Raw genomic sequence first — 21,942 nt, 5'->3', positions numbered from 1 at the left:
TAACTGGCGAGCATCCGACGACGCACCAGCCAGCACGCTCGCATCAACGCTGATCACGCTCGGCCCGAATATGTTCGACCGCCGCCTCAACCGATACTCGACCGCCGCGGTGCGACGCCACTCGTTCGACGACTTCTTCCAGTGTGGGTTGGCTCGCCTCGGCAATCAACCGACTGCGGAGGTACTGCGGCAACGACTGGCCAGAGCGGGCCGCGCGTTCTTTTAACACTCGGTAGCTGTCCTCGGGAATGCCATCGATGCGCACGCTGGGCATGGCGTCATCTTCGCACGTGCCGCTCTGGCCGAAACGGCATTGCGTTTGCCCGCCTCATAGCGACAACGCGGGACTACCGTAGGCAGTCATGGCGCGGACATGGTTGTCGATTCGGGTGGAGTTGATCAGCGGTCACGGCCGGATTTTCTGGCCTCGTCCGGGCCGGGTCTTCGCCGCGGCACGCTCGCATACATTCGGACAACTCGCCGATGCGATCGACACCGCGTTCGCCCGTTGGGACCGCGCGCATCTGTCCCAGTTCCAGTTCGCCGACGGCGGCTTCATCGACTCCGAGGATGCGGTCGCCGTCAGACTGTCCGCGCTCGAGCTGGGTGAAAAGTTCCTCTACGAATTCGACTTCGGCGACAGCTGGACGCACCTGTGCGTGGTGGAGCCTCGGCGGATCGACCCTGACGTTGAGCTAGGCATCGTGCCGCAGTTTCCCCTGCCGTACTGGGGCTGGGGTGACATGCCCGACCAGTACGGCCGCCGTTGGGATAACGACGACGGAGAGGGTCCCGTGCCGCCGGATCCCGGGCTCACCGACCTGCCCCCACTACGGCCACAATGGGGACGCCAAAGCATCGGCGCGCAAAGGCGGGCAACCAACTAGTCGACTGTGCCAGCGCCCACGAGGCCTAGCGCAAGTACACCAATGCGTTATTGCCGCCCTGGCATACGGATCCGGCGGCCGTACACGTCATCGAATACGTCCGGCCGGTCACCGGGCTGTAGACGTCGAACGGCGCCGAGCCATTGCCAATTGCGTGGTAGGTCTCCGCGGTCTTCAACGCGAATTCGCACGAGGTGTCCGAGTTGCCGGCGTAGACCGACGCCCCGCGACTGGACTTGCCGCAGTAGGTGTCCGCCATCGCCACCGGGGCCACGGTGACTGCCGCACCGACCGTGAAGGACACCGCAGCAGCGCCGAGAATGTGCTTGATCATGACTCGACCTCCACCCGCAAAGTTGTTCCACCGCCGAGCGAGAACCCGCAGGACCTCAACCCGCCCCGGCGTACTGCAGCGCCGGTTCCGCCGAATCAACATGACTACCACTGAGAATGGTAAGCATCTCCGGACGAATCTGGTAGCGCACCCCGTTCGCCGGATTCACCACGTCGAACCCGCCGGAAGCCCTTACGGCACCGCTTAATTCGATATGCGCGCCGTCGCTGATCCGCTCACCGCGGTAGTAAAAGCTGTCCGACCCCGCCTGACACACCACCACCAACGACTTCGCGGTCCGCAACACCGCCGCAGGCGGACTGCCCGGGTCACAGCGCGCCGTATGCCCGACGAAGCCCAACGCGTCGGCGCCATCCACCGGCCGGGACAAGGACGGGGCCACCGAACTACCCGGCAACGCCGACGGCGCCGACGGACCCGACCGGCCACCGAAGGCCAAGACCGCCGCCAACACGGCCGCGATCACCAGCATCAGCGCCGCGAAGCCGCCCACCAAAAACGGCAGGCGACTTCGCCGCAACGCCACCGGCGCAGGAGCCGGTGAAGGATAAGGACTGAAACCGGTGTCCTCGGGATTGGGATAATCGGTGGCAAATGGCCGCGTGCCCGACGGCGGGCTCACCACCGCCGCGGCCGACCGGGCCAGCTCGCCGGCCGAAACGAACCGTGCCGCAGGCTGTTTGGCCATCCCCTTCGCGATCACCCCGTCGAAAGCCCGAGAAACGCCGCGGCGCATGATGCTCGGCCGCGGCGGCGCCGAGAAGAGGTGCGCGCTCATCACCGCGGCGGGTTCGGGAAAGTCGAAAGGTGTTCTGCCCGTCAGGCATTCGTACAACAGGCAGGCCAGCGAGTAGACGTCGGTCGCCGGCCCGACCCAGTCCCCGTTGAAGCGCTCCGGCGCCATGTACAGATACGACCCGATCGGCAACCCCGCGCCCGTCAAACTAGGATCCCCGCCGCCTCGGGCGATCCCGAAGTCGACGAGATAGGCAAACCCGTCCGCGTTGATCAGCACGTTCTCCGGCTTGACGTCGCGGTGCACCAAGCCGTCCGCGTGGGCGGCATCGAGCGCCGACGCCACCTGAGCGACGATGGCCACCGCATCCGCCGGCGCCAGTGGACCGCGAGCCTGCAGCATGTCACGGAGGCTGCCGCCGTCCACCAGGCGCATGTCGATGAACAGCACTCCGCCGATCGCGCCGAAGTCGTGCACCGGGATGACGTGCGGTTCCTGCAGCCGCGCTGCGATCTGCGACTCCCGCCGGAACCGCTCCTGATATTGCGGGTCGGCGGCCAGATCCGGGCGCAGCAGCTTCAACGCCACCATCCGCCCGCGACCGGTGTCGAAGGCCCGGTACACCTCGCCCATACCGCCCGTGCCCAGCACGGATCGCAGTTCGTACGGTCCGAATCGGGTCCCGACACGCGACCCGCCACGCGGCGAAGTCATCACCCGATCCTTCCACACGTAGGCTGCGTTCTATGGCGACCAGCAGCCGTCTCACAGTGGACGATTGGCTGCAGGCGGGCTACGCGACGGTGGCCGACGAAGGCCTCAATGCCCTCAAACTCGACCGGCTCTGCGCGCGCCTGAACGTCACCAAGGGCAGCTTCTACTGGCATTTCGCCGACATGGCGGCCTACCGCAAGGCCCTAATCGAATCCTGGACCCGGCTCAAGGACGACGAACTGCGCGAGATCGAGCAACTCGGCGACACCGAACCACGCGAACGGTTGTCCCAGATGATCGCGCTGCTCATCAAGCCAACCCACTGGACTCTGGAACGCGCTATGCGCGAGTGGGCGCGATCCGACGAAGACATCGCCGCCGCCATCCGCGCCGCCGACGGCCGGCTGTTCAAGCAGGTGCGACGCGCCTTCCGCGACTTCGGATTTGATGCCGACGAAGCCGCGCTGCGCGCCGGAACCACCTTCGCCGCCGGCATCGGCCTGCTGCATCTGTCGGTCGGCACACCGGAAAAGCAGCAGCGCGAGAAATTCCTGGACTTCCTGCTCCGCCCGTAAGCACGACCATACCCAAAGGTATGGTGAAACTATGACGGCTATCAATGACGATTTCGTCGACCGCCTCCAGCAGCGCGCCCAGGAAGCCGAACGGCTGCGCCGGCTCCCCGACGCCACCGTCGACGAACTCCGCGAGTCCGGCTTCACCGAGCTCCTCAAGCCCAAAGGCTACGGCGGCCAACAAGCCGAATTCGCAGCCATTTTCGACCCGGTCCGCCGAATGGCCCACGGTTGCGCCTCCACCGCCTGGACCGCCGCGTTCTACACCCTGCACACCTGGATGCTGTCCCTGTTCGACGAGCAGGCCCAGGCCGAAGGCTTCGCGACCAAGCCCTTTTTCGCCTCGGCCCCGCTGGCCCCCACCGGCCGCGGCACACCCGCTGACGGCGGGGTCACCCTGAGCGGACGCTGGTCCTGGGCCACCGGCGTGATGCACGGCAACTGGACCATCGTCGGCGCACTCTGCGGCCCGGACGACAGCATCTACCCGGCGCTCGCGCTCATCCCGGCCGACGACATCAGCATCGTCGACGTCTGGCACACCGACGGCATGTGCGCCACCGGATCCAACGACATCGTCGCCGACCACGTCTTCGTCCCCGAGCACCGCCTGGTCAAGATCACCGACATCTACGCCGGCACCACGCCCGGCGCCCGGCTGCACGACGCGGACGTCTACCGCTGGCCCCTGGTGCCCGCACTCGCGCTCTCCGCCGCCATGCCGGCCCTCGGCGCCGCTGAACGCGTCACGGAGATCTACACGCAGCGCCTCAGCGAACGCGTCATCGCCTACGAGGGCACCAGCCAGAAGGACAAGCCCGCCGCCCAGGCCCGCCTCGGCCAGGCCCGCGTCCGGCTGCGCGCCCTGCACGGCCTACTGCAGGACACCACCGGCCGCATCGACGACATCCTGGCCAGCGGCAACAACGTGCCCCGCGCGGTGCGCGCCGACGCACGCCTGGCCGCCGCACACATCGTCAAGGAATCCCGCGGCGTCATCGCGGATCTGCTCGAAGCATCGGGCGCCAGCGCCCACTTCCTCGACAACCCGCTGCAACGGGCCAAGCGCGACGTCGACGTGATCAGCGGACACGTGATCTTCGACTACGACACCGGCCGAGAACTGGCCGGCGCCTTGGCAATTGGGCTCAAGATCCCGCCGACCGCGATGGTCTGAGGCGACCCGCTACGCGCCTAGTTGCCTCAACAGCGACACGATGCTGAACAGACCCGCGACCCGGTTGCCGGTGTTCAGCAAGCCGGTGACCAGGCTGGCGGTGTTGGGGTTGGCGGCGCTCGTCACCGCTGTGTTGAAGAACCCGGATAGCTGCCCGTCCCCGAGGCTGCCGCCGCTGGCCGAGTTGAAGAAGCCCGAGTTTCGTCCGTTGAATCCGGTGCCTCCCGCAGCCGTATTGAAGAAGCCCGACGAGCCGGTACCGGTGTTGCCGAAGCCCGAGTTCGGGCCGGGTTGGTCGGTCACGCTACCCACGCCGGTGTTCAGGCTGCCGGAGTTCCACAAGCCGGTATTCGCACTTCCCGAATTTCCCCAACCCGTGTTAGTGCTTCCCGAATTCCAGAATCCGGTGTTGCCGCCGAGTGCGGTGCCGCCGCCATTCCCCCAGCCGGTATTCACCTGACCCGCGTTGAAGAAGCCGGTGTCCAACGCCCCCGAGTTACCCAGCCCGAAGTTGCCGTTGCCGGTGTTCCCGATGCCGATGTTGCCGAAGCCGGATTGTCCGATGCCGATGCCTTGAATCTTGCCCACATCGGCAGGAATGGTGTTGAAACCGGAGTTGAAAATGCCGACATTGCCGTCACCGGAGTTGAAGAAACCGATGTTGTGGGTGCCCGAGTTACCGAAGCCGATATTTCCGGCGCCCGAATTCAGGCCGTTGAACACGAACTGGGCCGTCGCCGAGTCGTAGTAGATACCCCCGACACCGACCAACTTGTTGCCGGTGAGACCGAAGCCGACGTTGCCGGTGCCGGTGTTGCCCGCGCCGACGTTGAGGTCGCCCCGGTTTCCGATTCCGAAGTTTCCGTTGCCGAAATTCCCAAAGCCGAAGTTCGCGCCCGGGTTGGTGCTGGTCGCGGGGTTGCCGAGGTTTCCGAAGCCGATGTTGTCGTTGCCCCGGTTGCCGCTGCCGAAGTTGTTATTGCCGAGGTTCCCGCTGCCGATGTTCCCATTGGCCGCCAGCCCAACCCGGCCGTTTCCGCCGCCGAGGTTTCCGCTTCCCGTGTTGCCGCTACCGAGGTTGGCGTTGCCGTTGTTGCCGTTGCCGATATTGCCGTTAGTGCCCGGTCTGTTCCCGATGCCGAGGTTGAACGGCAGAGCCTGCAGCAACTGCTCGAACGGGTTCAACCCGGCGGCGGCCGCTGCTGCGCTTGCGTGGTATTCGGTCATGGCGGTGACGTCGGCGGCCCACATCGCCTCATAGTCGGACTCGAAAGCAGCGATCGCCGGCCCGAAGATGCCCAGAAAATTCGAGCGAACCAGTTGCACGAACGCGCTGCGGTTGGCCTCCACCAGCAGCGGATGCACCGTCGCCAACTGCGCGGCCTCGAACGCGCCAACCACCGCCTGAGCCTGCGCCGCCGCACCTGCAGCACTCGCCGACGCCGCGCTCAGCCACCCGGCATACGGCGCGGCCGCGGCGGTCATTGCCGCCGCGGCCGGGCCCTGCCATGCCTGACCGGTCAGGCCTGAAGTCACCGAGGAGAACGAATCCGCCGCCGTGCCCAACTCCTCGGCCAATCCGTTCCAAGCCGCCGCCGCGTCCACCATCGGCGCAGAACCCGCGCCGCTGAACATCAGCAGAGAATTGATTTCCGGTGGCAACATCGGAAAATTGACCATGGTTGACCTCCTGACCCGATTCCTGGCCGCCCCGATGCGGCCATGCCCGAGTGGAATCGCGTCGCCCCAGCGCAGATGCTACGAGGACAAGAATGCGGAGATAAGGGACTAAAGGCCTCAGCGATTTAGAAAATCCGTATCGCCAGGGTTTAGGCCCGCCCCGCCAACTTGTCGACGTCCACCACTTCGCCCCGGTTGATGCTCACCCAGTCGCGCCCGTCCAGATACGGGCGCAGGCTGCGCCCGATCAGTTCGGCGTCGGCTGCCGACTTGGGCCGCTGCAACTCGTACACGTGCGGCAAAGAGGCCATGCCCGTGACGACATCCCAGAGCTTCAGCGCGTCCGCGCCGGCCGGCGGGTCCACCAGCACCGGACCGAACAGGCACTGGCCGTCCAGGAACAACGTCGGCACCCCGTACCCGCCGGCGTCGACGACTCGTTGGTGCTCGGCACGGACGTCGTCGTGGGTCGATGGGTCCGCTAAAGCAGCATCCAGAACCTCAGCGTCACAACCGATTTCACCAAGCAGCCGGCGCGCCACCGCGGGGTCGTGCGGCTTGCCGCCCAGATCGTGCAGCTCGTGACCGATCGCGGCATACCAGCGGTCCAGCAATGCCATGTCGGTGCGGCGCAACAGCGCCCCGATCCGCATCAGCGACCAGCCGTAAGACCAGTCCCGTTCCCACGGGTGCTTCTTGCCCTCGACGCGGTTGACCTCTTCGAGGCTGAAGAACCGCCAGTCGATGGTGATGCCCACCTGCTCGCGAACGTTCCGGATCCAGACCGAGGTCTGGTAGGCGAACGGACACATCGGATCGAAGTGGAAATCAACCGTGCTCATCGCTGGGCTCCTCTCTATACGCGGGGACGCACCCCGGCCGCGCGGTACACGAACATCGGCTCCAGCCGGTACTTCACCGTCGCGGCCGGCAGCCGCTGCAGCACCTCGTCGGGAATCTCGCGCCGATAGCTCAGTTTCATCGTTCCGCTGAAGGCGTGGTCGACCTGGCGCAGATCGATCTCGATCGACAGGCCATGCCCCGAGATCGTCGCAATGGCCGGCCCAGGCTCGGTGTCCCACGGGCAATCGATGGATCGCAGATTCGGGTCCGCGCCCGTCGGAAACGTGGCGACGATCCGCCGCTCGGTGAACGCGAACATGCCGCGGTAGCGCGCCACACCCGCGGCCGAGTAGACGCCCGGCACGTGACCGCTGAAGCTGCGCCGCACCGGCACCCGCGCTGCCAGGAAGATGATGCCCTCCGCCTCGAGCTCGGCCCGCAAGTCCCCCGGCACATTGGAGAACCTCGGCCAGCGCAGCACTACTGCACCGTCACGTTCGCGGTGAAGGTGCACGTCGGCGCGGCATCCCCGACGACGCTGCCGTATTTGGCGACGATTGTCGTCTTGCCGGACTTCAAAGCCGTGAACGTCCACACCTCGGTGCCGGGTGCGCCCATCCGGTCGGTGTTGCCCCGCACATACTCGTGACTGGCCTGCTTGAGCAGCGCGGCGTCACCGATCTTCGGGTCGTCTGTCCAGCGGTAGGGGGTGGTGTGGTTGGCCCCCAGCGAAACCTTGAGCGTGTCACCGACCGCGAGCGTGACATCGCGGGTGATCGAGCTCTGATTGAGCACGTCGTCGATGGGGACGTCGATGGTTTTGGTCGCCGCCTTGCTCGGGCTCGAACACCCCACGAGCACCAGAAACAAGACGAGGACGGCCAGCTGCTTGACCTTCATCAGTGCACCATAGTCCTCCGCGGACCGAGTGTGCGCTGACTGCTTCGAGCGTGCGCCTGCCACCCATAATTCGCCGAAATCGCGCCGTACACGCACACCCGAAACAAGCGGCAATACCCGCACACCAGCAAACAGTCCGGTACTTTCAATGCGTGTTTGGCATCATTCGGCCCTGCCGTCATCGGCTCGGCGGCGAACTCACCGCGGCTTGGCGCGCCCAGCTCTGCGGCCTGTGTCTGGCGTTGCGCGACGACTACGGTCAGGCCGCGCGAATCGCAACCAACTATGACGGCCTGATCGTCTCGCTGTTGGTCGAAGCGCAGTCGGCGGCAAAGCCGACGCGCCGCACGGCCGGGCCCTGCCCGTTGCGCGGCATGAAGCGCGCGGACGTGGCGACCGGCGAGTGCGTGCGACTGGCCGCCGTGGTGTCGCTGGCACTGGCCGCCGCCAAGGTCCGCGACCACGTCGACGACCGCGACGGCCTGGTCGGAGTGGCCGCGGTGCGTCCCACCGCGCGGCGCATCGCCGAACGCTGGGTGCGCCGCGGCACCGACGCCGGTCACGAGTTGGGCTTCGACGCCGGCGTACTGGTCGCCGCGATGGACCGTCAGGCCGAACTGGAAGCATCGGCGGGCCCCGGCAGCTCCCTGCTCGCTGTCACCGAACCCACCGAGACCGCCGTCGCCGCGGCCTTCGCCCACACCGCCGTGCTGGCCGGCCGCCCGGCCAACGAGGCGCCCCTGCGCGAGATCGGGCAGCTGTTCGGACGGGTCGCGCATCTGCTGGACGCCGTCGAGGACTACCGCGACGATGTGGCACGTGGCAAGTGGAATCCGTTGGCCGCCACCGGCACAACGCTCGCCGAGGCCCGCACGCTGTGCGACGACGCGGTGCTCGGCATCCAGCTCGCGCTGGCCGACGTCGACTTCACCGACGGCCGGCTGCCGAAGCGCCTGCTGACCAAAGAGCTCCGGCGCTCCGTGTCGCGCACCTTCGACCCCAAAGGCAACTACCCCGACGGCACCCCGCACGGTCAGCAGGACGGAATCAACTTCGGCCCGCAGGCTTTCGGCAACTACCCCGGAGCGCCCGAGGAACTGCCGCCGGAAATGCAGCCCAAGCCCAAGCGAGGGTGCTGGGACAGCTGCACCGACGCCTGCTGCTGCGAGTGCGAATGCGACTGCTGCTGCGACACCTGCTGCGAGGGCGACAGCTGCTGCTGCGACTGCGGAGACTGCTGCGACTGCAATTGAAGCAGCACCAGTCGGGCCGACTGTTTAATCCTGCGCAAAGATGGGACAGGTGTTTGCGCTTGTCCTCATCGTTGCGCTCGTTACCACCGTGGTCCTGGGCACGCTCCTGGGCCGCCGGTTCCGGGTCGGTCCCCCGGTCCTGCTCATCTTCCTCGGGGCGCTGCTCGGGCTGATCCCCCGCTTCGCGCACGTCCACATCGAGGGCGAGCTGGTGCTGCTGCTGTTCCTGCCGGCGATCCTGTACTGGGAAAGCCTGAACACCAGCTTCCGCGAGATCAAGAACAACATGCGGGTCATCGTGATGACCAGCATCGGCCTGGTCATCGCCACGGCCTTTGCGGTGTCCACGGCGGCCCGCGCCATGGGCATGGAATCGCATGCGGCCGCGGTATTGGGCGCCGTCCTGTCACCGACCGACGCGGCTGCCGTCGCCGGTCTGGCGAAGAAACTGCCGCGCCGGTCGCTGACCGTGCTGCGCGGCGAGAGCCTCATCAACGACGGCACCGCGCTGGTGCTGTTCGGGGTGACGGTGTCGGTCGCGGTCGGTGGCGGCGAGGTCGGTCCGCTGGCCCTTACGCTGAAGTTCGTCTACTCCTACCTCGGCGGCATCCTCGCCGGGCTGATCGTCGGCGGGCTGGTGACGCTGCTGCGCCGCCGCATCGACGCACCGCTGGAGGAGGGCGCGCTGAGCCTGCTCACACCGTTCGCCGCGTTCCTGCTCGCCGAGACGACGCACTGCAGCGGTGTGGTCGCGGTGCTGGTGTCCGCGCTAATGCTCACCTACGTCAGCCCGCGGGTCATCCGGGCCCGCTCCCGATTGCAGTCCTTCGCGTTCTGGGACATCACCACATTCCTGCTCAACGGCTCGCTGTGGGTGTTCGTCGGCGTCCAGATCCCGAACGCCATGCGCGGAATCGCCGACGTCCACGGCGGTATCCGGCACGCCGTCTATCTGGCGTTCGCGGTGTGCGGTGTGGTGATCGCGACACGGTTCCTGTGGGTCGAGCTGACCACCGTCCTGGGGCTGGCCATCGACAAATCCGCGCACCGCGACACCCGTCACGTCCCCTTCCGCCAGCGCAGCGTCACCAGCTGGGCCGGTTTCCGCGGTGCGGTCTCGCTGGCCGCGGCGCTCGCAGTGCCGCTGGAAACCCATACCGGCGCACCGTTTCCCGACCGCAACCTGATCATCTTCGTGGTCACCGTCGTCATCCTGACGACAGTCCTCATCCAGGGCAGCACGCTGCCCCTGGTGGTCCGGTGGGCGCGGCTGCCCGAAGACGTCGCCCGCGCCGAGGAAGTACAACTGGCCCGCACCCGCGGCGCCGAAGTCGCGCTGGAAGCGCTGCCGCAGGTCGCCGCCGAGGTCGGAGTCGGGCCCAAGATCATGGCCCGCCTGCAGAAGGAATACGAAGAGAAGGCCCGGCTGGCCGAAGCCGACGGCGACGACTCCGACGACAGCAACCACCTGACCGAGGCGCGGGACAAGATCCGCGAGGTGCACCTGCGGGTGCTGGAACGCAAACGCCAGGCCATCACCGAACTGCGCAACCAGCGCCAGATCGACGACATCGTGCTGCGTGAGATCCAGGAGACCATGGACCTGGAAGAGGTGCGGCTGCTCGGTCCGGCCGACGTGGAATAGGATCCTGTCATATCGCTTGGGCGACAGGCGAATTCGCATCAGCCGATGCACTGGGCGGAGCGCTGCGCCGCTGGTTCGGGTAGCGTCCTTGGCGTGACTTCCGTGCGTAGCGCTCAGAAGATCGTCGACGTGCTGTCCGCGCACGGTGTGCCGTACGTCTTCGGGGTGCCGGGCGCGAAAATCGACGCGGTGTACGACGCGCTACTCGACGGCGGCCCCGACGTGGTGGTGTGCCGGCACGAACAGAACGCCGCGTTCATGGCCGCCGCCGTCGGCCGGCTCACCGGCACTCCCGGCGTCGTGCTGGTCACCTCCGGGCCGGGCACCGCCAATCTGGCCACGGGCCTGCTCACCGCCAACACCGAACAGGATCCCGTAGTGGCGCTGTGCGGCGCGGTGCAGCGCGAGGACCGGCTCAAGCGCACCCACCAGTCGATGGATGCCGCCGCGCTGTTGCGGACGGTCACCAAGTACACCGGCGAGATCGACCATCCCGACAACGCCGCCGAGGCCGCCGTGTCCGCATTCCGCGCCGCGCTGACCGAACCCTGTGGCGCCGCAGCGGTTGTCCTGCCCGCCGACGTGCTGGCCGCCCCGACCGAAGCGGGGATCACCGCAGCGTTGCCGATTCCCCCGCTCGCGGCGGCCCCCTCGGAGTTGGTGACGCGGGCGGCCGAGCTGATCCGCACCGCACAGCGGCCAGCGCTGCTGGTCGGCATCCGCGGCGCCGATCCCAAAACCTGCACCGCACTAAGGGCTTTGGTGGCCGCGACCGGACTGCCCGTCGTGGAGACATTCCAGGCCGCCGGCGTCATCTCCCGCGAGCTGGAGGACTGCTTCCTGGGCCGGGTGGGACTGTTCCGCAACCAGCCCGGCGACGTCATCGTGGCCCACGCCGACGTCATCGCAACCATCGGTTACGACGCAGTGGAATACGACCCGGTGCTGTGGAACAACAATGTCGACCGCACGATCGTGCACATCGACTCCATTCCCGCCGACGTCGACAACCACTACCTGCCGACGGTGGAACTGCGCGGCGATATCGCGGCGACGCTCACCGCGTTGACGGACTCGCTGACCGGGTTCACGCCAACCAGCGACTACCAGAACGAGATTGACGTCCAGCGGAACGCGTTGGCGCACATCGACAATGCCGCACGTGACCAGCCGCCGCACGGCCCGGGCCTGAACCCGGTCGCGGTGGTGCTGCGGCTGCGCGAAGAGCTCGACGACACCGCGACCATCGCCTGCGACATCGGCTCGGTCTACATCTACATGGCCCGGCACTTCCGGGTCTACGAGCCGCGCCGACTGCTGTTCTCCAACGGCCAGCAGACTCTCGGGGTCGCGCTGCCCTGGGCGATGGCCGCCTGTCTGGTCCGGCCGGGCACGCCCGTCGTCTCGGTGTCCGGCGACGGCGGGTTCCTGTTCTCCGCCCAGGAACTCGAGACCGCCACCCGGCTCGGTTTGACGTTCACCCACATCATTTTCCGCGACAACAGCTACGACATGGTGGGCTTCCAGGAAGAGCTCAAGTACGGCCGCAAGTCCGGCGTGCAGCTCGGCGATTACGACGTGGTCTCCTACGCCAAGGCGTTCGGCGCCCACGGCTACCGGGTAAACAGCCTCGAAGAATTCGGCTCGGTCCTGCGACAGGCGCTGGCCGAACCCGGCCCCTCGCTAATCGACGTCCCGGTCGACTACAGCCACAACGTCGACCTGGCCGCCCACCTGCACGACGACACGTTCGAATGAGCACCGCACGCGAGCACTTCCGCCGTTGGGCCACAGCCCTTCTCGGCCATGATGCCGAGGTGTACCAGTACTCCACCATCGGCGCCCTGCTCGACGGCGTGTACGACGGTGAGGCCACCGTGGCCGACATCCTGCAGCACGGTGACTTCGGGCTGGGCACCTTCAATCACCTCGACGGCGAGATGGTGATCCTCGACGGGGTCTGCTACCGGTTGCGCGCGGACGGAACCGCCACTCGCGCAGCGCAAACCGACCGCACACCCTTCGCAGCGATCACCCGGTTCCACCGCGACTTCGGCATCGCGATCACCGAACGCACCAACCGCGCCGTGGTGATCGCCGCCATCGACCAGCGGATCACCAGCGCCAACCTGATCTACGCGATCCGGGTCACCGGCCATTTCGCCGACCTGCACACCCGCACCGTGATGGAACAGCAGCAGCCGTATCCACCGCTGACTGAAGCGACCGAAGGCCAGGCCGAAACCCGGTTCACCGACGTCTCGGGCACCCTGGTCGGCTTTCGCACCCCCGACTTCGAACAAGGCATTTCCGTCGCGGGCTATCACCTGCACTTCCTCAACGACGACCGCACCGCCGGCGGCCACGTCCTCGACTTCACCCTGGAGCGCGGCGACGTCGCCGTCAGCGGAGCATCCCAGCTGCACCTCAGCCTGCCGACCTCCGGCGCGTTCCTGCAGGCGCAGTTATCCGCGGACGATATCGGCGATCAGATAACCAAGGCGGAAGGCAGCTAGCCGGTACTGCACGGAAGTCGTTTGATGCCATGGAAGAACGACGACCGCAGCCGGTCCGGCTCGCCGGTCACGCTCAGCCCTGGCACATTCGGATACAGCTCCTCGAGCATGACCCGCAGCTCCAGCCGGGCGAGCTGGGCGCCGAGGCAGAAGTGCACTCCCCCGCCGCCGAACGCCGCGTGCCCGGCATCCGTTCGGGTGACGTCGAATTCATCGGCGCGGTCGAACACCTCCTCGTCGCGGTTGGCCGACAGATAGTGCATCAGCACCCAGTCACCGGCGGGGATCCGCTGCCCGCGGATCTCGACGTCTCGGGTGACGGTGCGGCGGAAGTGCATCACCGGGCTCGCCCAGCGCAGCAGTTCCTCGACCGCCGGCTTGACGGCATCGGGGTCGCGGGCCAGCAGCGACTGCTGCCCGGGGTGCTGCGACAGCGCTAAGATGCCGTGGCTGAGGGTGTTTCGGGTGGTTTCGTTGCCGGCGATGGCCAGCAGCAGGAAGAATTCGTTGAGCTGATCGCGGTTGAGCTTCTCGCCGTCCACCTCGGCGGCCAGCAGGGCCGACAGAATGTCGTCGGTCAGGCCGTGCGTGCGCCGGTGCTTGACCAGTTCGCCGCAGTAGCGGAACATCTCGGCGGCCGCCTGCCCCAGCGCCTCCGGCGTGGGCGCGTAGTCGGGGTCTTCGATGCCCAGCGTGCCGATCGCGTTGCTCCACCGGAACACCTCCATCCGGTCTTCGGCCGGCACCCCCAGGACATCGGCGATCACCTGTAGCGACATCTCCGCGGAAATGTCCGGCACGGCGTCGAATTCACCCTTCTCGGTGATGTCGGCGACGATGTTGCGGGCGACCTGACGCATGTGCGGCTCCAGCCGCAGCACGTTACGGGCCGTGAAGCCTTGGTTGATCAGCTTGCGATAGTGCACGTGTCGCGGCGGGTCGATGCCCGGCAGCATCGCCGAGGTGGGCCCTGCCTCGACCTCGACCAGGGTGTTGCCCCGACTGCTGGTGAAGGTGTCGGTGTCGCGGCTGACCAGTCGCACGTCGGCGTGTTTGGTCAACAGCCACGCCCGGGGCAGGCCGGACATCTGTACCGGGTGCACCGGCGCGTCGGCGCGCAACCGGGTCATCGCGTCGAACGGGGCGCCGGCGACGAACGTGTCGGGGTTCAGCACCGCCGCGGCGTCGCGATCGGCCTGTGTCTGCTGGTTCTCGACCACCAGTGACCCCAGCTTTGGAACGGTCATGACTCCCCCTCGGATGCCTTGATGCCGGCAATGATCACGTCCAGGCCGGCCCGAAAACGCTTGGTGGATGACGGTTTGCCGCGGGCTTCGTCCAGGCTCACCGAGCCCAGCAGGTAGGTGTAGAGCACTGTGTGTGCCGCCGCGGCAACGGATTTGGCGAGCCCCGCTTCGGCCAGTAGCGAGCGGCTGAGCCGGTCCAGGCGGCGGGCCCGCTCCCCTCCGCCCCGGGTCTGCAGGATGCTCGCTATCCCGGGCACGCCGAGCATGACTTCGCGCGCCGCGCAATACAGTTCGGCCAGCCGGGTGTCCCACGGTCCGGCTTCGGGCACCGGGATGCCGGACAGCACCGACTCGGCGAGCAGGTCCAGCGCGGCCTGTTTGCCCGGCACGTGGTAGTAGACCGATGGCACCGCGGCGCCGAGTTCGGCCGCCAGCTCGCGCATCGTCACCTGCTGCACCCCGACGCGCCGCGCCAGGGTGTGCAGCGAGGACACCACCTGGGTGCGGTCCAGCTCGCCGTAGGCGCGCCGCGCCGTCATTCGAGCCATGTTCGAATCAATTCGAGCACTGTTAGAATCTAGCGCGATGAGCACGCTGCCCGCAAAGTTGTCCATCTCCACGCCCGTGGTGACGATGTTCCCCGGGGTGAGCGCCGACTGGGAGGTCGATGCGTCGATCGAGGACATCGCGCGGGTCGCCGAAGCGGCGGATCGGCTCGGCTATCACCATCTGACCTGCAGTGAACACATCGCGCTGCCCGCCGCCGAGCAGGCCCGCCGCGGCGCGCGTTACTGGGACCCGCTGGCCACGTTCGGTTTTCTGGCGGCCCGTACCCAGCGGATCCGGTTGGCCACCAACGTGTTGGTGCTGGGTTACCACCATCCGCTGGAGATCGCCAAGCGCTACGGCACCCTGGACAAGGTCAGCAACGGCCGCCTCATCCTCGGTGTCGGCGTCGGCTCGCTCAAAGAGGAGTTCGACTTGATCGGCGCCCCGTTCGACGACCGCGGCGTGCGCGGAGACGACGCGTTGCGGGCGCTTCGTGCGGCGCTGTCGGTGGCCGTGCCCGCCTACCACGGCGAGTTCTATTCATTCGACGGCATGGTCGTCGACCCGTGTGCGGTGCAACCGCGGGTGCCGTTGTGGATCGGCGGCCGCACGCTGCGGTCGCTGCGCCGGGCCGTCAACCTGACCGACGGCTGGGCACCGTTCACCGTGAGCCTGCCGCAGGCGCGAGAATGGCTGGACCGCTGCGACCTTCCGCCGGACTTCGACGTGGTGCTGGGACCGGCGCACCGGTTGGATCCACTCAACGAACCCGATCGGGCCCGCGACCTGATCGCCGAGACGCTGGCACACGGCGCCACCATCGTCAGCGCCACCTTCCGGCACGATTCCCTGCAGCACTACCTGGAGAACCTGCACGCACTCGCCGAACTGAACGCCGGATGAACCGGGTCAGGGCAGGCGTCTTCAGCCTCACCGCCGCGGCGCCCGCCGACGACGGATATCTGCGCTGGCATCTACTCGACCACATGCCCGAGCAGTATCAGCTGCCCGGCATCGTGCACGGTTTGCGCTGGATCGCCGACGGCGACTATCCCATGCACCGGATCGCCGCGCACGGACCGCTGGGCGAGATCGGCAACGTCGTCCACTACCTGGTCGGTGAACCCGTCGCCGAAACGCTGCGCGACTTTGTCGAACTCGGCCGCGTGCTGCGGGAGAACGGCCGCATGCCGGCCATGCGTCCGCTGCTGCAGATCTCCGGTCTTTCTCTGCTGCAATGGGATTCGGCACCGCAGGCACTGGTGTCGGCCGAAGTGGTGCCGTTCCGGCCGCACCGCGGCGTGCTGCTGATCCTCGAAGAACCGGTGGGCGAGCGGCCCGATGCCTGGCTGAAATGGCTGCGCGCCGAGCACTATCCGGCCCTGCTCGCCGGCGCCGGCGTGGCCGGCGTGTGGACGTACGGCTCCGTCTGTACGCCCGCGCCCCGCGGGTGGCGCACCGAACCGCACTACGTGACCGTGGTCTATCTCGATGACGACCCGCTGGCTGTGAGCGCGGCCCTGGCGCCGGTGATCGAGGAGCGTTGGCGATCGGGAGCCGTGCGGCCGCTGTTCGCCGGCCCGCTGCGCAGCATGATCAGGTGGGACGCCTGGCCGGCCTAGAAGTCGCCGGCTTCCCACGCGCCCGGCGGATAGGGCGGCACCTGGCCGGTGTAGACGCCGTCGGTCAACGAACACAGCGTGTCGGAAATCGTTCCCGCATTGGCCAATACGGTCGGCTGACCACCCGGCGTGACGCGCGCGACCACGGCCTGCCAGAAGTAGCCGATCCCGCCGTGCTCGTACCAGACGAACCAGTCGCTGCCGCGGCTGCCGGCGCGAATCAGCCGCCGGAACGGCAGGTTCGGGTCATTGACCGAATCGGTGCTGTTGAAGGGCGCACCGATGTCGGCGATCGGCGGCAGCAGGCCACGCAGCTCGGCCGGCAGCTCGGACACGTGCTGGATTTCCCGCACCGGAGTGGTGAGCGTGCAGTTCGTGTTGGGCACGGCACCGGCCGGGCCTGCCGTCGCCAGACTCAGCGCCAGCGCACCCGCTGCCCAGTACGCGAGGGACCATCGCACCATCAGTCGAGGATAGGGTGAACGGGTGACGACGCGCGACCAAGTTCTCATCACGGCCGCCGAGCTGGCCCGCCTGCTTCAGTCCGGCGAACCGGTCACGGTTCTCGACGTGCGGTGGCGGCTCGACGCTCCCGACGGCCACCCGGCCTATTTGGGCGGGCACCTGCCCGGCGCGGTGTACGTGTCGCTGGAGGACGACCTGAGCGACCATACGGTGACCGGACGGGGCCGGCATCCCCTGCCTTCCGGTGATCGATTGCAAGAAGCGTTGCGGCGCTCGGGCGTTCGCGCGGAGCAGCTCGTCGTGGTGTACGACGACTGGAACCGGGTCGGGTCGGCGCGGGCGTGGTGGGTTCTGACCGCGGCGGGCCTGGAGAACGTGCGCATCCTGGACGGCGGACTGGAAGCCTGGCGCTCGTCGGGCGGCAGCCTGGAGACTGGCCCAGTCGAGCCACGGCCGGGCAATGTGACTGTGGCACATGACGATTTGTATGCCGGTGCGCAACCCACGCTGACCGCGGACCAGACGGCGGACGTGGCTCTGTTCGATGCCCGGGCGCCCGAGCGCTACCGCGGTGAGACCGAACCCCTGGACCCGGTGGCCGGTCACATTCCCGGCGCCAAGAACCTGCCGTTCGGGAGGGTGTTGACGCAGGACGGCACGTTGGCCGCCGAGGATCGCCTGTTGCCCGACGGTGCCGTCGGGGTCTACTGCGGGTCCGGTGTCACCGCCGCCGTGGTGGTCGCCGCGTTCGCGGCCGCGGGCCGGCAAGTGGCGTTGTATCCCGGGTCATGGTCGGAGTGGTGCTCGGATCCCGCGCGGCCGGTGGCGCGCGGGGCGGAATAGTTGTCGCTGCGAGGCGGGCAGTTCACACCAGGAACATCGGCGCGTCACGGACCCGCCCAGCTCGCCATGAATGCCTCTACCACCCGCGCGGCGTTCTCCGCGGCGATCTGCTTGTAGAAGAAGAACTGAAACGGAAACCCGGGCAGGCCAAGCGGATCGCCCGGCCCATCCGACATCCCACGGATGCCCAGGAACGGCACCCCGTGTGCCGTCGCGACCGCCAATGACGCGGCCGTCTCCTGGTCCACCGCATCGTAGGCCGGGTTATCGGCGGTCTGAATGTTCAAGTTGCTCAGCAACCCTTTGGCCAGCCACGGTCCGATGGCCTGGAAAAAGTTGCCGGTGTAGAGCAGCGAGCGGCCGGGCGGACTGCAGGGCTGACATCCGAAGACGTCACCGGCGTTGGGGACACACGGAAACGCCTGCCCGTTGTTGGCGTCGTGGCTGTAGCCGTTCCCACCGACGAACAGTTGCGGCTGGCGGGGCAGCTCGTTCAGCTTGACGGTGGGCACGTGCCGGCACAGGCACATCGGATTGCCCAGGTTGTTGACGTTGCTGAGCTGGACGGTCAGCGTCTGAGCCGCCGCCAGCATGCCGGGATCCACGGGCTGGTACGTGGCACCGTTGTCCAGTGTCCACTGCGCCGGTATCGCCACGTCTCCGACGCTGGTCCGCCCGGCTCCGCCGGCAACCCCCGAAAACACCACAGCGCCAATCGAAATGCCCGATGCGCAGGTGAAGCGGCTGAGCGCGGCCTCGGTGACCGTGGTCGCGTTCACCAGGCCGATACGCGTCATCGCCACCAGCACCTTCTTGCCCGCGATCGAACCGCGGTAGTAGTACTGCCTGTCATACACCCCAACGGGATTCGGCTCGAGCAGGGTATGGGCCAGCACCGCGTCGGCTTCGGCGGGGAACGCCGACAGCACCAGTGTCCGTTGCTCGCAAGCGGACGTCACCACGGTCCGCAGACCTCCGGGATCAGCCGTCGCCAACCCACCTCCGACACAGAACGCGACGGCCACAACCAGAGCAGCGCGGAACCGTCTGAGCACGATCCCCCTATCTCATGGGCGTGGCTGGTGCACTTCACGAATGATTTTCGCGCGACACGGCCTGCACTCAGAGAATCGTTATCGTATTTTTGGGCTAGCGATTTCCCGCCGTTACGCGACGATGTCATCCGTTCCCTCACAACAAGGGCCGAAGCTCGATCGCCGACGTCGGCTTTTCCGCCATCCAGTAGGTGATGGCCATGGTGTCCTCGCTCGTCAGAAAGCCGATGCCCTCGTAGACCACCTCCCCGACAGCCACCGGGAGCCGCACATTCTCCGGGCGGTGCCGCCAGGTCAGGCGATAGCCTTCCCCGGCGCGCTGAATCTGCAAATCGAGATCTCCGGCGAATGTGCCTGCGCCATCGAAGTATTGGACGCGGTAGTGACCCGCAAAGCCGGCCGTGGTGTCCCCGACGGCGCGCCCGGAGCCCAGCGACCGGGACCCGGCAGTGAGGTAGCGGGCGGTGAGCACGCCGGGCTGCCCGGCGCTGATCCGGTATTCCGCAAGCCCGATCACCCGCGTGTTGAACATGCCCAGCATGGTAAGCAGCCGAAATGCCGAGCGGGAATACTATGCTCACCCGATGGCGAAACGGCGGAGTTTGGCGGTCCTTGGTTGCGTGCTCGTCCTCGCCGGGTGTTCGTCATCGCCAAAGCAACCCGCCGCCACCAGTGCACCCGTCGCCGCGGACCCGCTGAACGGCGTCACGGTGCCCAACGCGTTCACACCGTTGACGGTCGCTCCGATCAGCCGGCCGACATTCCCGTTCCCCGGCTCCGACGACAAGTATCACCTGGCGTTCGACATGCAGGTCACCAACTCCAGCGCGCAGCCCGCCACGCTGGACGCCGTCGACGTGGTCGACGGAAAGGACCCCAACAAGGTCCTCGCCACGTTCTCCGGCACCCAATTGGTCGATCCCGCTTGCAACTACGGCAACTGCAACCGGCTGCGCGTGCTGCCCGCCGCCCCGGCGCCCGACTTCACCATCGCACCGGGTACCTCGCGGTCGCTGCTCATCGATTTCCGCCAGGACAACCTGTCCGACTTCCCGAAGGCGGTGATGCTGCGGTTCCACGGCAACGGCGTCGCCAATCCGGCCTCGAAAGAGCCGGGCCCCTTCGACACCCTGGGCGCGCCGTTCAACATCTCCGCCGGTATGCCGCGCATCATCGCCGCGCCGTTGAAGGGCAACAACTGGGTGGCGTTCAACGGCTGCTGCGACCCGGGCTGGGCGCACCGCGACGCCATCCTGCCGCTGAACATGAAGCTGAACAACAGTCAGCGCTTCGCGATCGACTGGATGCGGATGAACGACCAGGGCAACTTCTATGCGGGCGATCAGACCAAAAACGAGAGCTTCATCGACTACGGGTCGGAGATCTACGCGGTGGCCGACGGCACCGTGGTGTCCACCCTCGATAACGTCGAAGCCAACGTGCCGGGCATCCTGCCGGCCTCCGACCCCGTCCTGGCCGCCAAGCTGACCGTCGACAACGTCGACGGCAACCACATCATCCTGGACATCGGCGACGGCCTCTACGCCATGTACGCCCACCTCATCCAGGGCTCGTTGCTGGTGAAACCCGGGGACAAGGTGAAGAAGGGCCAGCAGATCGCCAAGCTGGGCAACACCGGCAACTCCAACGCTCCGCACCTGCACTTTCAACTGATGAACGGCCCTTCGCTGTTCGAGGCCGACGGCCAGCCCTACGTGATCGAGGGTTTCAGTTATCAGGGCCAGGTCAACCCAGCCCAGGTGTGGAATGCCGACAACTACCTGAGCGGCTCGTTCTTCGGCCCGGACATGTTGGCGACCCCTCAACTCAAGGGCAACCAGTTACCGGTTCTGCTGGCCGTCGTGACGTTCCCGCAAACCTAGAAAGGCCGCAGCGATGGACATCTTCGTGGAATGGAACAACGGCGGAACGGAATTGCGCTGGCGCTCAACCACCGAAGCCAACGACGGGCAATCGGTCACGGTGTTCCTGCGCCGCTACGGCACGCCGGGCAAACCGGCGCTGGTATGCGTGCACGGTTTTCCGACATCCAGCATCGACTACTTCCCGCTGGCGCGTGAGCTTAAAGACGAGTTCGAGATCTTCGCGCTGGATTTCCCCGGTTACGGCGTGTCCGACAAGCCGCCCCAACCCTACGTCTACTCCCTCTACGACGATGCGCGTCTGCTCGTACACGCCATCACCGAGGTGTGGAAACTGACCGACTACCACATGATCACGCACGACCGCGGCTGCAGCGTCGGCATGATCGCGGTGGGCCTGCTCGCCGAAAAGTCGGCATTACCAAAGGATCTGATCCTCACCAACGGCAACATCTACCTGCCGCTGTCGAACCTCACCGCATTCCAGACCGCGCTGCTCAACGATAAGACGGCCCGGGCCACCGCGGCGGAGACGACGCCGGAATTGCTGGCCGCCGGCCTCGGGTTCACCACGTTCATGCCGCGGCGCACCCCGGACAACCCCGAGATCGCCGCCCTGGCAAAGTGCTTCGCATTCAACGACGGGATGCGGGTGCTGCCGGACACCATTCAGTATCTGCATGAGCGCGCCGCGGATGAAAAGAACTGGCTCGAGCGGCTTTCCACCCTTCCGGTCAACGTGACGGTGGTGTGGGGCCTGCACGACACGGTGGCCCCGCTGCGGGTCGCGAACCATGTGTGGCAGAAGTATCTGCGCGGCATGCCGGGCCGCAGCCGCTACTGGGTGGTGCCGGGCGCCGACCACTACATGCAGTGCGACGCACCCGCGGAGTTGGCGCAGATCGTGCGGCTGACCGCGCAGGGCGAAAGCCTTGCGCTGCAACTGCAGACGCTCGGGGACCGGCCCGAGGGCACGGTCCTGGTGGATCAGGCTTAG

24 protein-coding genes are annotated in these 21,942 nt (G+C 67.1%); 12 read left to right on the top strand and 12 right to left on the bottom strand.

Features of this window, described 5'->3' with window-relative positions:
* Positions 1 to 43: 43 nt before the first annotated feature.
* Entirely contained in the window at positions 44 to 274 is a 231-nt protein-coding gene (locus AO501_RS36475; protein WP_082658915.1) for a hypothetical protein, read from the bottom strand.
* Positions 275 to 362: 88 nt separating this feature from the next.
* Here AO501_RS36475 and AO501_RS29440 point away from each other — a divergent pair, with 88 nt between their 5' ends.
* Positions 363 to 887, top strand: a complete 525-nt coding sequence (locus tag AO501_RS29440; RefSeq protein ID WP_055581077.1) for an IS1096 element passenger TnpR family protein — start codon at positions 363 to 365, stop codon at positions 885 to 887.
* A 25-nt stretch (positions 888 to 912) separates the two neighbouring features.
* Here AO501_RS29440 and AO501_RS29435 read toward each other — a convergent pair whose 3' ends face one another.
* Together AO501_RS29435 and AO501_RS29430 are read right to left on the bottom strand one after the other, a co-directional pair.
* Positions 913 to 1,221, bottom strand: a complete 309-nt coding sequence (locus tag AO501_RS29435; RefSeq protein WP_055581076.1) for a hypothetical protein — start codon at positions 1,219 to 1,221, stop codon at positions 913 to 915.
* Between the two features lie 55 nt (positions 1,222 to 1,276).
* Positions 1,277 to 2,692, bottom strand: coding sequence for a serine/threonine-protein kinase (locus tag AO501_RS29430; protein ID WP_055581075.1), 1,416 nt, complete (start codon positions 2,690 to 2,692; stop codon positions 1,277 to 1,279).
* A gap of 32 nt (positions 2,693 to 2,724) precedes the next feature.
* On the opposite strand from AO501_RS29430, the gene AO501_RS29425 reads away from it, so the two are divergent.
* Positions 2,725 to 3,267, top strand: a complete 543-nt coding sequence (locus AO501_RS29425) for a TetR/AcrR family transcriptional regulator (protein WP_055581074.1) — start codon at positions 2,725 to 2,727, stop codon at positions 3,265 to 3,267.
* A 31-nt stretch (positions 3,268 to 3,298) separates the two neighbouring features.
* Positions 3,299 to 4,444, top strand: a complete 1,146-nt coding sequence (locus tag AO501_RS29420; RefSeq protein WP_055581073.1) for an acyl-CoA dehydrogenase family protein — start codon at positions 3,299 to 3,301, stop codon at positions 4,442 to 4,444.
* Between the two features lie 9 nt (positions 4,445 to 4,453).
* On the opposite strand, the gene AO501_RS29415 is transcribed toward AO501_RS29420, so the two are convergent.
* The 4 genes from AO501_RS29415 to AO501_RS29400 form a co-directional block, all read right to left on the bottom strand.
* Complete coding sequence (locus AO501_RS29415) at positions 4,454 to 6,124, bottom strand: PPE family protein (protein WP_055581072.1); 1,671 nt, start codon at positions 6,122 to 6,124, stop codon at positions 4,454 to 4,456.
* A gap of 149 nt (positions 6,125 to 6,273) precedes the next feature.
* Positions 6,274 to 6,966: a DsbA family oxidoreductase gene (locus tag AO501_RS29410; RefSeq protein WP_055581071.1), complete on the bottom strand. Its 693-nt coding sequence runs from the start codon at positions 6,964 to 6,966 to the stop codon at positions 6,274 to 6,276.
* 14 nt (positions 6,967 to 6,980) lie between these two features.
* On the bottom strand, positions 6,981 to 7,421 hold the full coding sequence (locus AO501_RS29405) for a hypothetical protein (RefSeq protein ID WP_156452845.1): 441 nt from the start codon (positions 7,419 to 7,421) through the stop codon (positions 6,981 to 6,983).
* 26 nt (positions 7,422 to 7,447) lie between these two features.
* Positions 7,448 to 7,867 carry a protease inhibitor I42 family protein gene (locus AO501_RS29400; protein ID WP_055581116.1) on the bottom strand — a complete coding sequence of 140 codons (420 nt, stop codon included), beginning with the start codon at positions 7,865 to 7,867 and terminating at the stop codon, positions 7,448 to 7,450.
* Between the two features lie 152 nt (positions 7,868 to 8,019).
* On the opposite strand from AO501_RS29400, the gene AO501_RS29395 reads away from it, so the two are divergent.
* From AO501_RS29395 to budA, 4 genes are all read left to right on the top strand, one after another.
* Complete coding sequence (locus tag AO501_RS29395; protein ID WP_055581069.1) at positions 8,020 to 9,120, top strand: DUF5685 family protein; 1,101 nt, start codon at positions 8,020 to 8,022, stop codon at positions 9,118 to 9,120.
* Positions 9,121 to 9,169: 49 nt separating this feature from the next.
* Complete coding sequence (locus AO501_RS29390; protein WP_055581115.1) at positions 9,170 to 10,765, top strand: Na+/H+ antiporter; 1,596 nt, start codon at positions 9,170 to 9,172, stop codon at positions 10,763 to 10,765.
* 93 nt (positions 10,766 to 10,858) lie between these two features.
* Positions 10,859 to 12,523 (top strand): acetolactate synthase AlsS, encoded by a 1,665-nt coding sequence (gene alsS, locus AO501_RS29385; RefSeq protein ID WP_231752651.1) that lies wholly within the window; start codon positions 10,859 to 10,861, stop codon positions 12,521 to 12,523.
* Entirely contained in the window at positions 12,520 to 13,281 is a 762-nt protein-coding gene (gene budA, locus AO501_RS29380; protein ID WP_082658914.1) for an acetolactate decarboxylase, read from the top strand. The genes alsS and budA overlap by 4 nt, the downstream gene beginning before the upstream one ends.
* Here the strand turns inward: budA and AO501_RS29375 are convergent.
* Together AO501_RS29375 and AO501_RS29370 are read right to left on the bottom strand one after the other, a co-directional pair.
* Entirely contained in the window at positions 13,278 to 14,528 is a 1,251-nt protein-coding gene (locus AO501_RS29375; RefSeq protein WP_055581067.1) for a cytochrome P450, read from the bottom strand. The two genes, budA and AO501_RS29375, sit on opposite strands and share 4 nt — an antisense overlap.
* A complete protein-coding gene (locus AO501_RS29370) occupies positions 14,525 to 15,067 on the bottom strand; it encodes a TetR/AcrR family transcriptional regulator (RefSeq protein WP_055581066.1) in 543 nt (180 codons plus the stop codon). Before AO501_RS29370 ends, AO501_RS29375 begins: the two co-directional genes overlap by 4 nt.
* Positions 15,068 to 15,113: 46 nt before the next feature.
* Here AO501_RS29370 and AO501_RS29365 point away from each other — a divergent pair, with 46 nt between their 5' ends.
* Positions 15,114 to 15,980: a TIGR03619 family F420-dependent LLM class oxidoreductase gene (locus AO501_RS29365; protein ID WP_055581065.1), complete on the top strand. Its 867-nt coding sequence runs from the start codon at positions 15,114 to 15,116 to the stop codon at positions 15,978 to 15,980.
* Entirely contained in the window at positions 15,977 to 16,699 is a 723-nt protein-coding gene (locus tag AO501_RS29360; protein ID WP_055581064.1) for a hypothetical protein, read from the top strand. Before AO501_RS29365 ends, AO501_RS29360 begins: the two co-directional genes overlap by 4 nt.
* Here the strand turns inward: AO501_RS29360 and AO501_RS29355 are convergent.
* A complete protein-coding gene (locus AO501_RS29355) occupies positions 16,696 to 17,163 on the bottom strand; it encodes a hypothetical protein (protein WP_231752650.1) in 468 nt (155 codons plus the stop codon). The two genes, AO501_RS29360 and AO501_RS29355, sit on opposite strands and share 4 nt — an antisense overlap.
* A gap of 22 nt (positions 17,164 to 17,185) precedes the next feature.
* Between AO501_RS29355 and AO501_RS29350 the strand changes: the two genes are divergently transcribed.
* On the top strand, positions 17,186 to 18,007 hold the full coding sequence (locus AO501_RS29350) for a sulfurtransferase (RefSeq protein WP_055581063.1): 822 nt from the start codon (positions 17,186 to 17,188) through the stop codon (positions 18,005 to 18,007).
* A gap of 44 nt (positions 18,008 to 18,051) precedes the next feature.
* Here the strand turns inward: AO501_RS29350 and AO501_RS29340 are convergent, their stop codons facing one another.
* Positions 18,052 to 19,062, bottom strand: coding sequence for a hypothetical protein (locus AO501_RS29340; RefSeq protein ID WP_231752649.1), 1,011 nt, complete (start codon positions 19,060 to 19,062; stop codon positions 18,052 to 18,054).
* Positions 19,063 to 19,198: 136 nt separating this feature from the next.
* Complete coding sequence (locus AO501_RS29335; RefSeq protein WP_231752648.1) at positions 19,199 to 19,594, bottom strand: hypothetical protein; 396 nt, start codon at positions 19,592 to 19,594, stop codon at positions 19,199 to 19,201.
* A gap of 52 nt (positions 19,595 to 19,646) precedes the next feature.
* Here AO501_RS29335 and AO501_RS29330 point away from each other — a divergent pair, with 52 nt between their 5' ends.
* On the top strand, positions 19,647 to 20,945 hold the full coding sequence (locus AO501_RS29330) for a M23 family metallopeptidase (RefSeq protein ID WP_055581111.1): 1,299 nt from the start codon (positions 19,647 to 19,649) through the stop codon (positions 20,943 to 20,945).
* Positions 20,946 to 20,958: 13 nt separating this feature from the next.
* On the top strand, positions 20,959 to 21,942 hold the full coding sequence (locus AO501_RS29325; RefSeq protein ID WP_055581061.1) for an alpha/beta fold hydrolase: 984 nt from the start codon (positions 20,959 to 20,961) through the stop codon (positions 21,940 to 21,942).

The organism is Mycobacterium gordonae (assembly GCF_001417955.2).
Lineage (GTDB): Bacteria > Actinomycetota > Actinomycetes > Mycobacteriales > Mycobacteriaceae > Mycobacterium > Mycobacterium gordonae_B.
The sequence above is the reverse complement of the archived record's forward strand: the minus strand, read 5'-3'. Positions and strand labels throughout refer to the sequence as shown.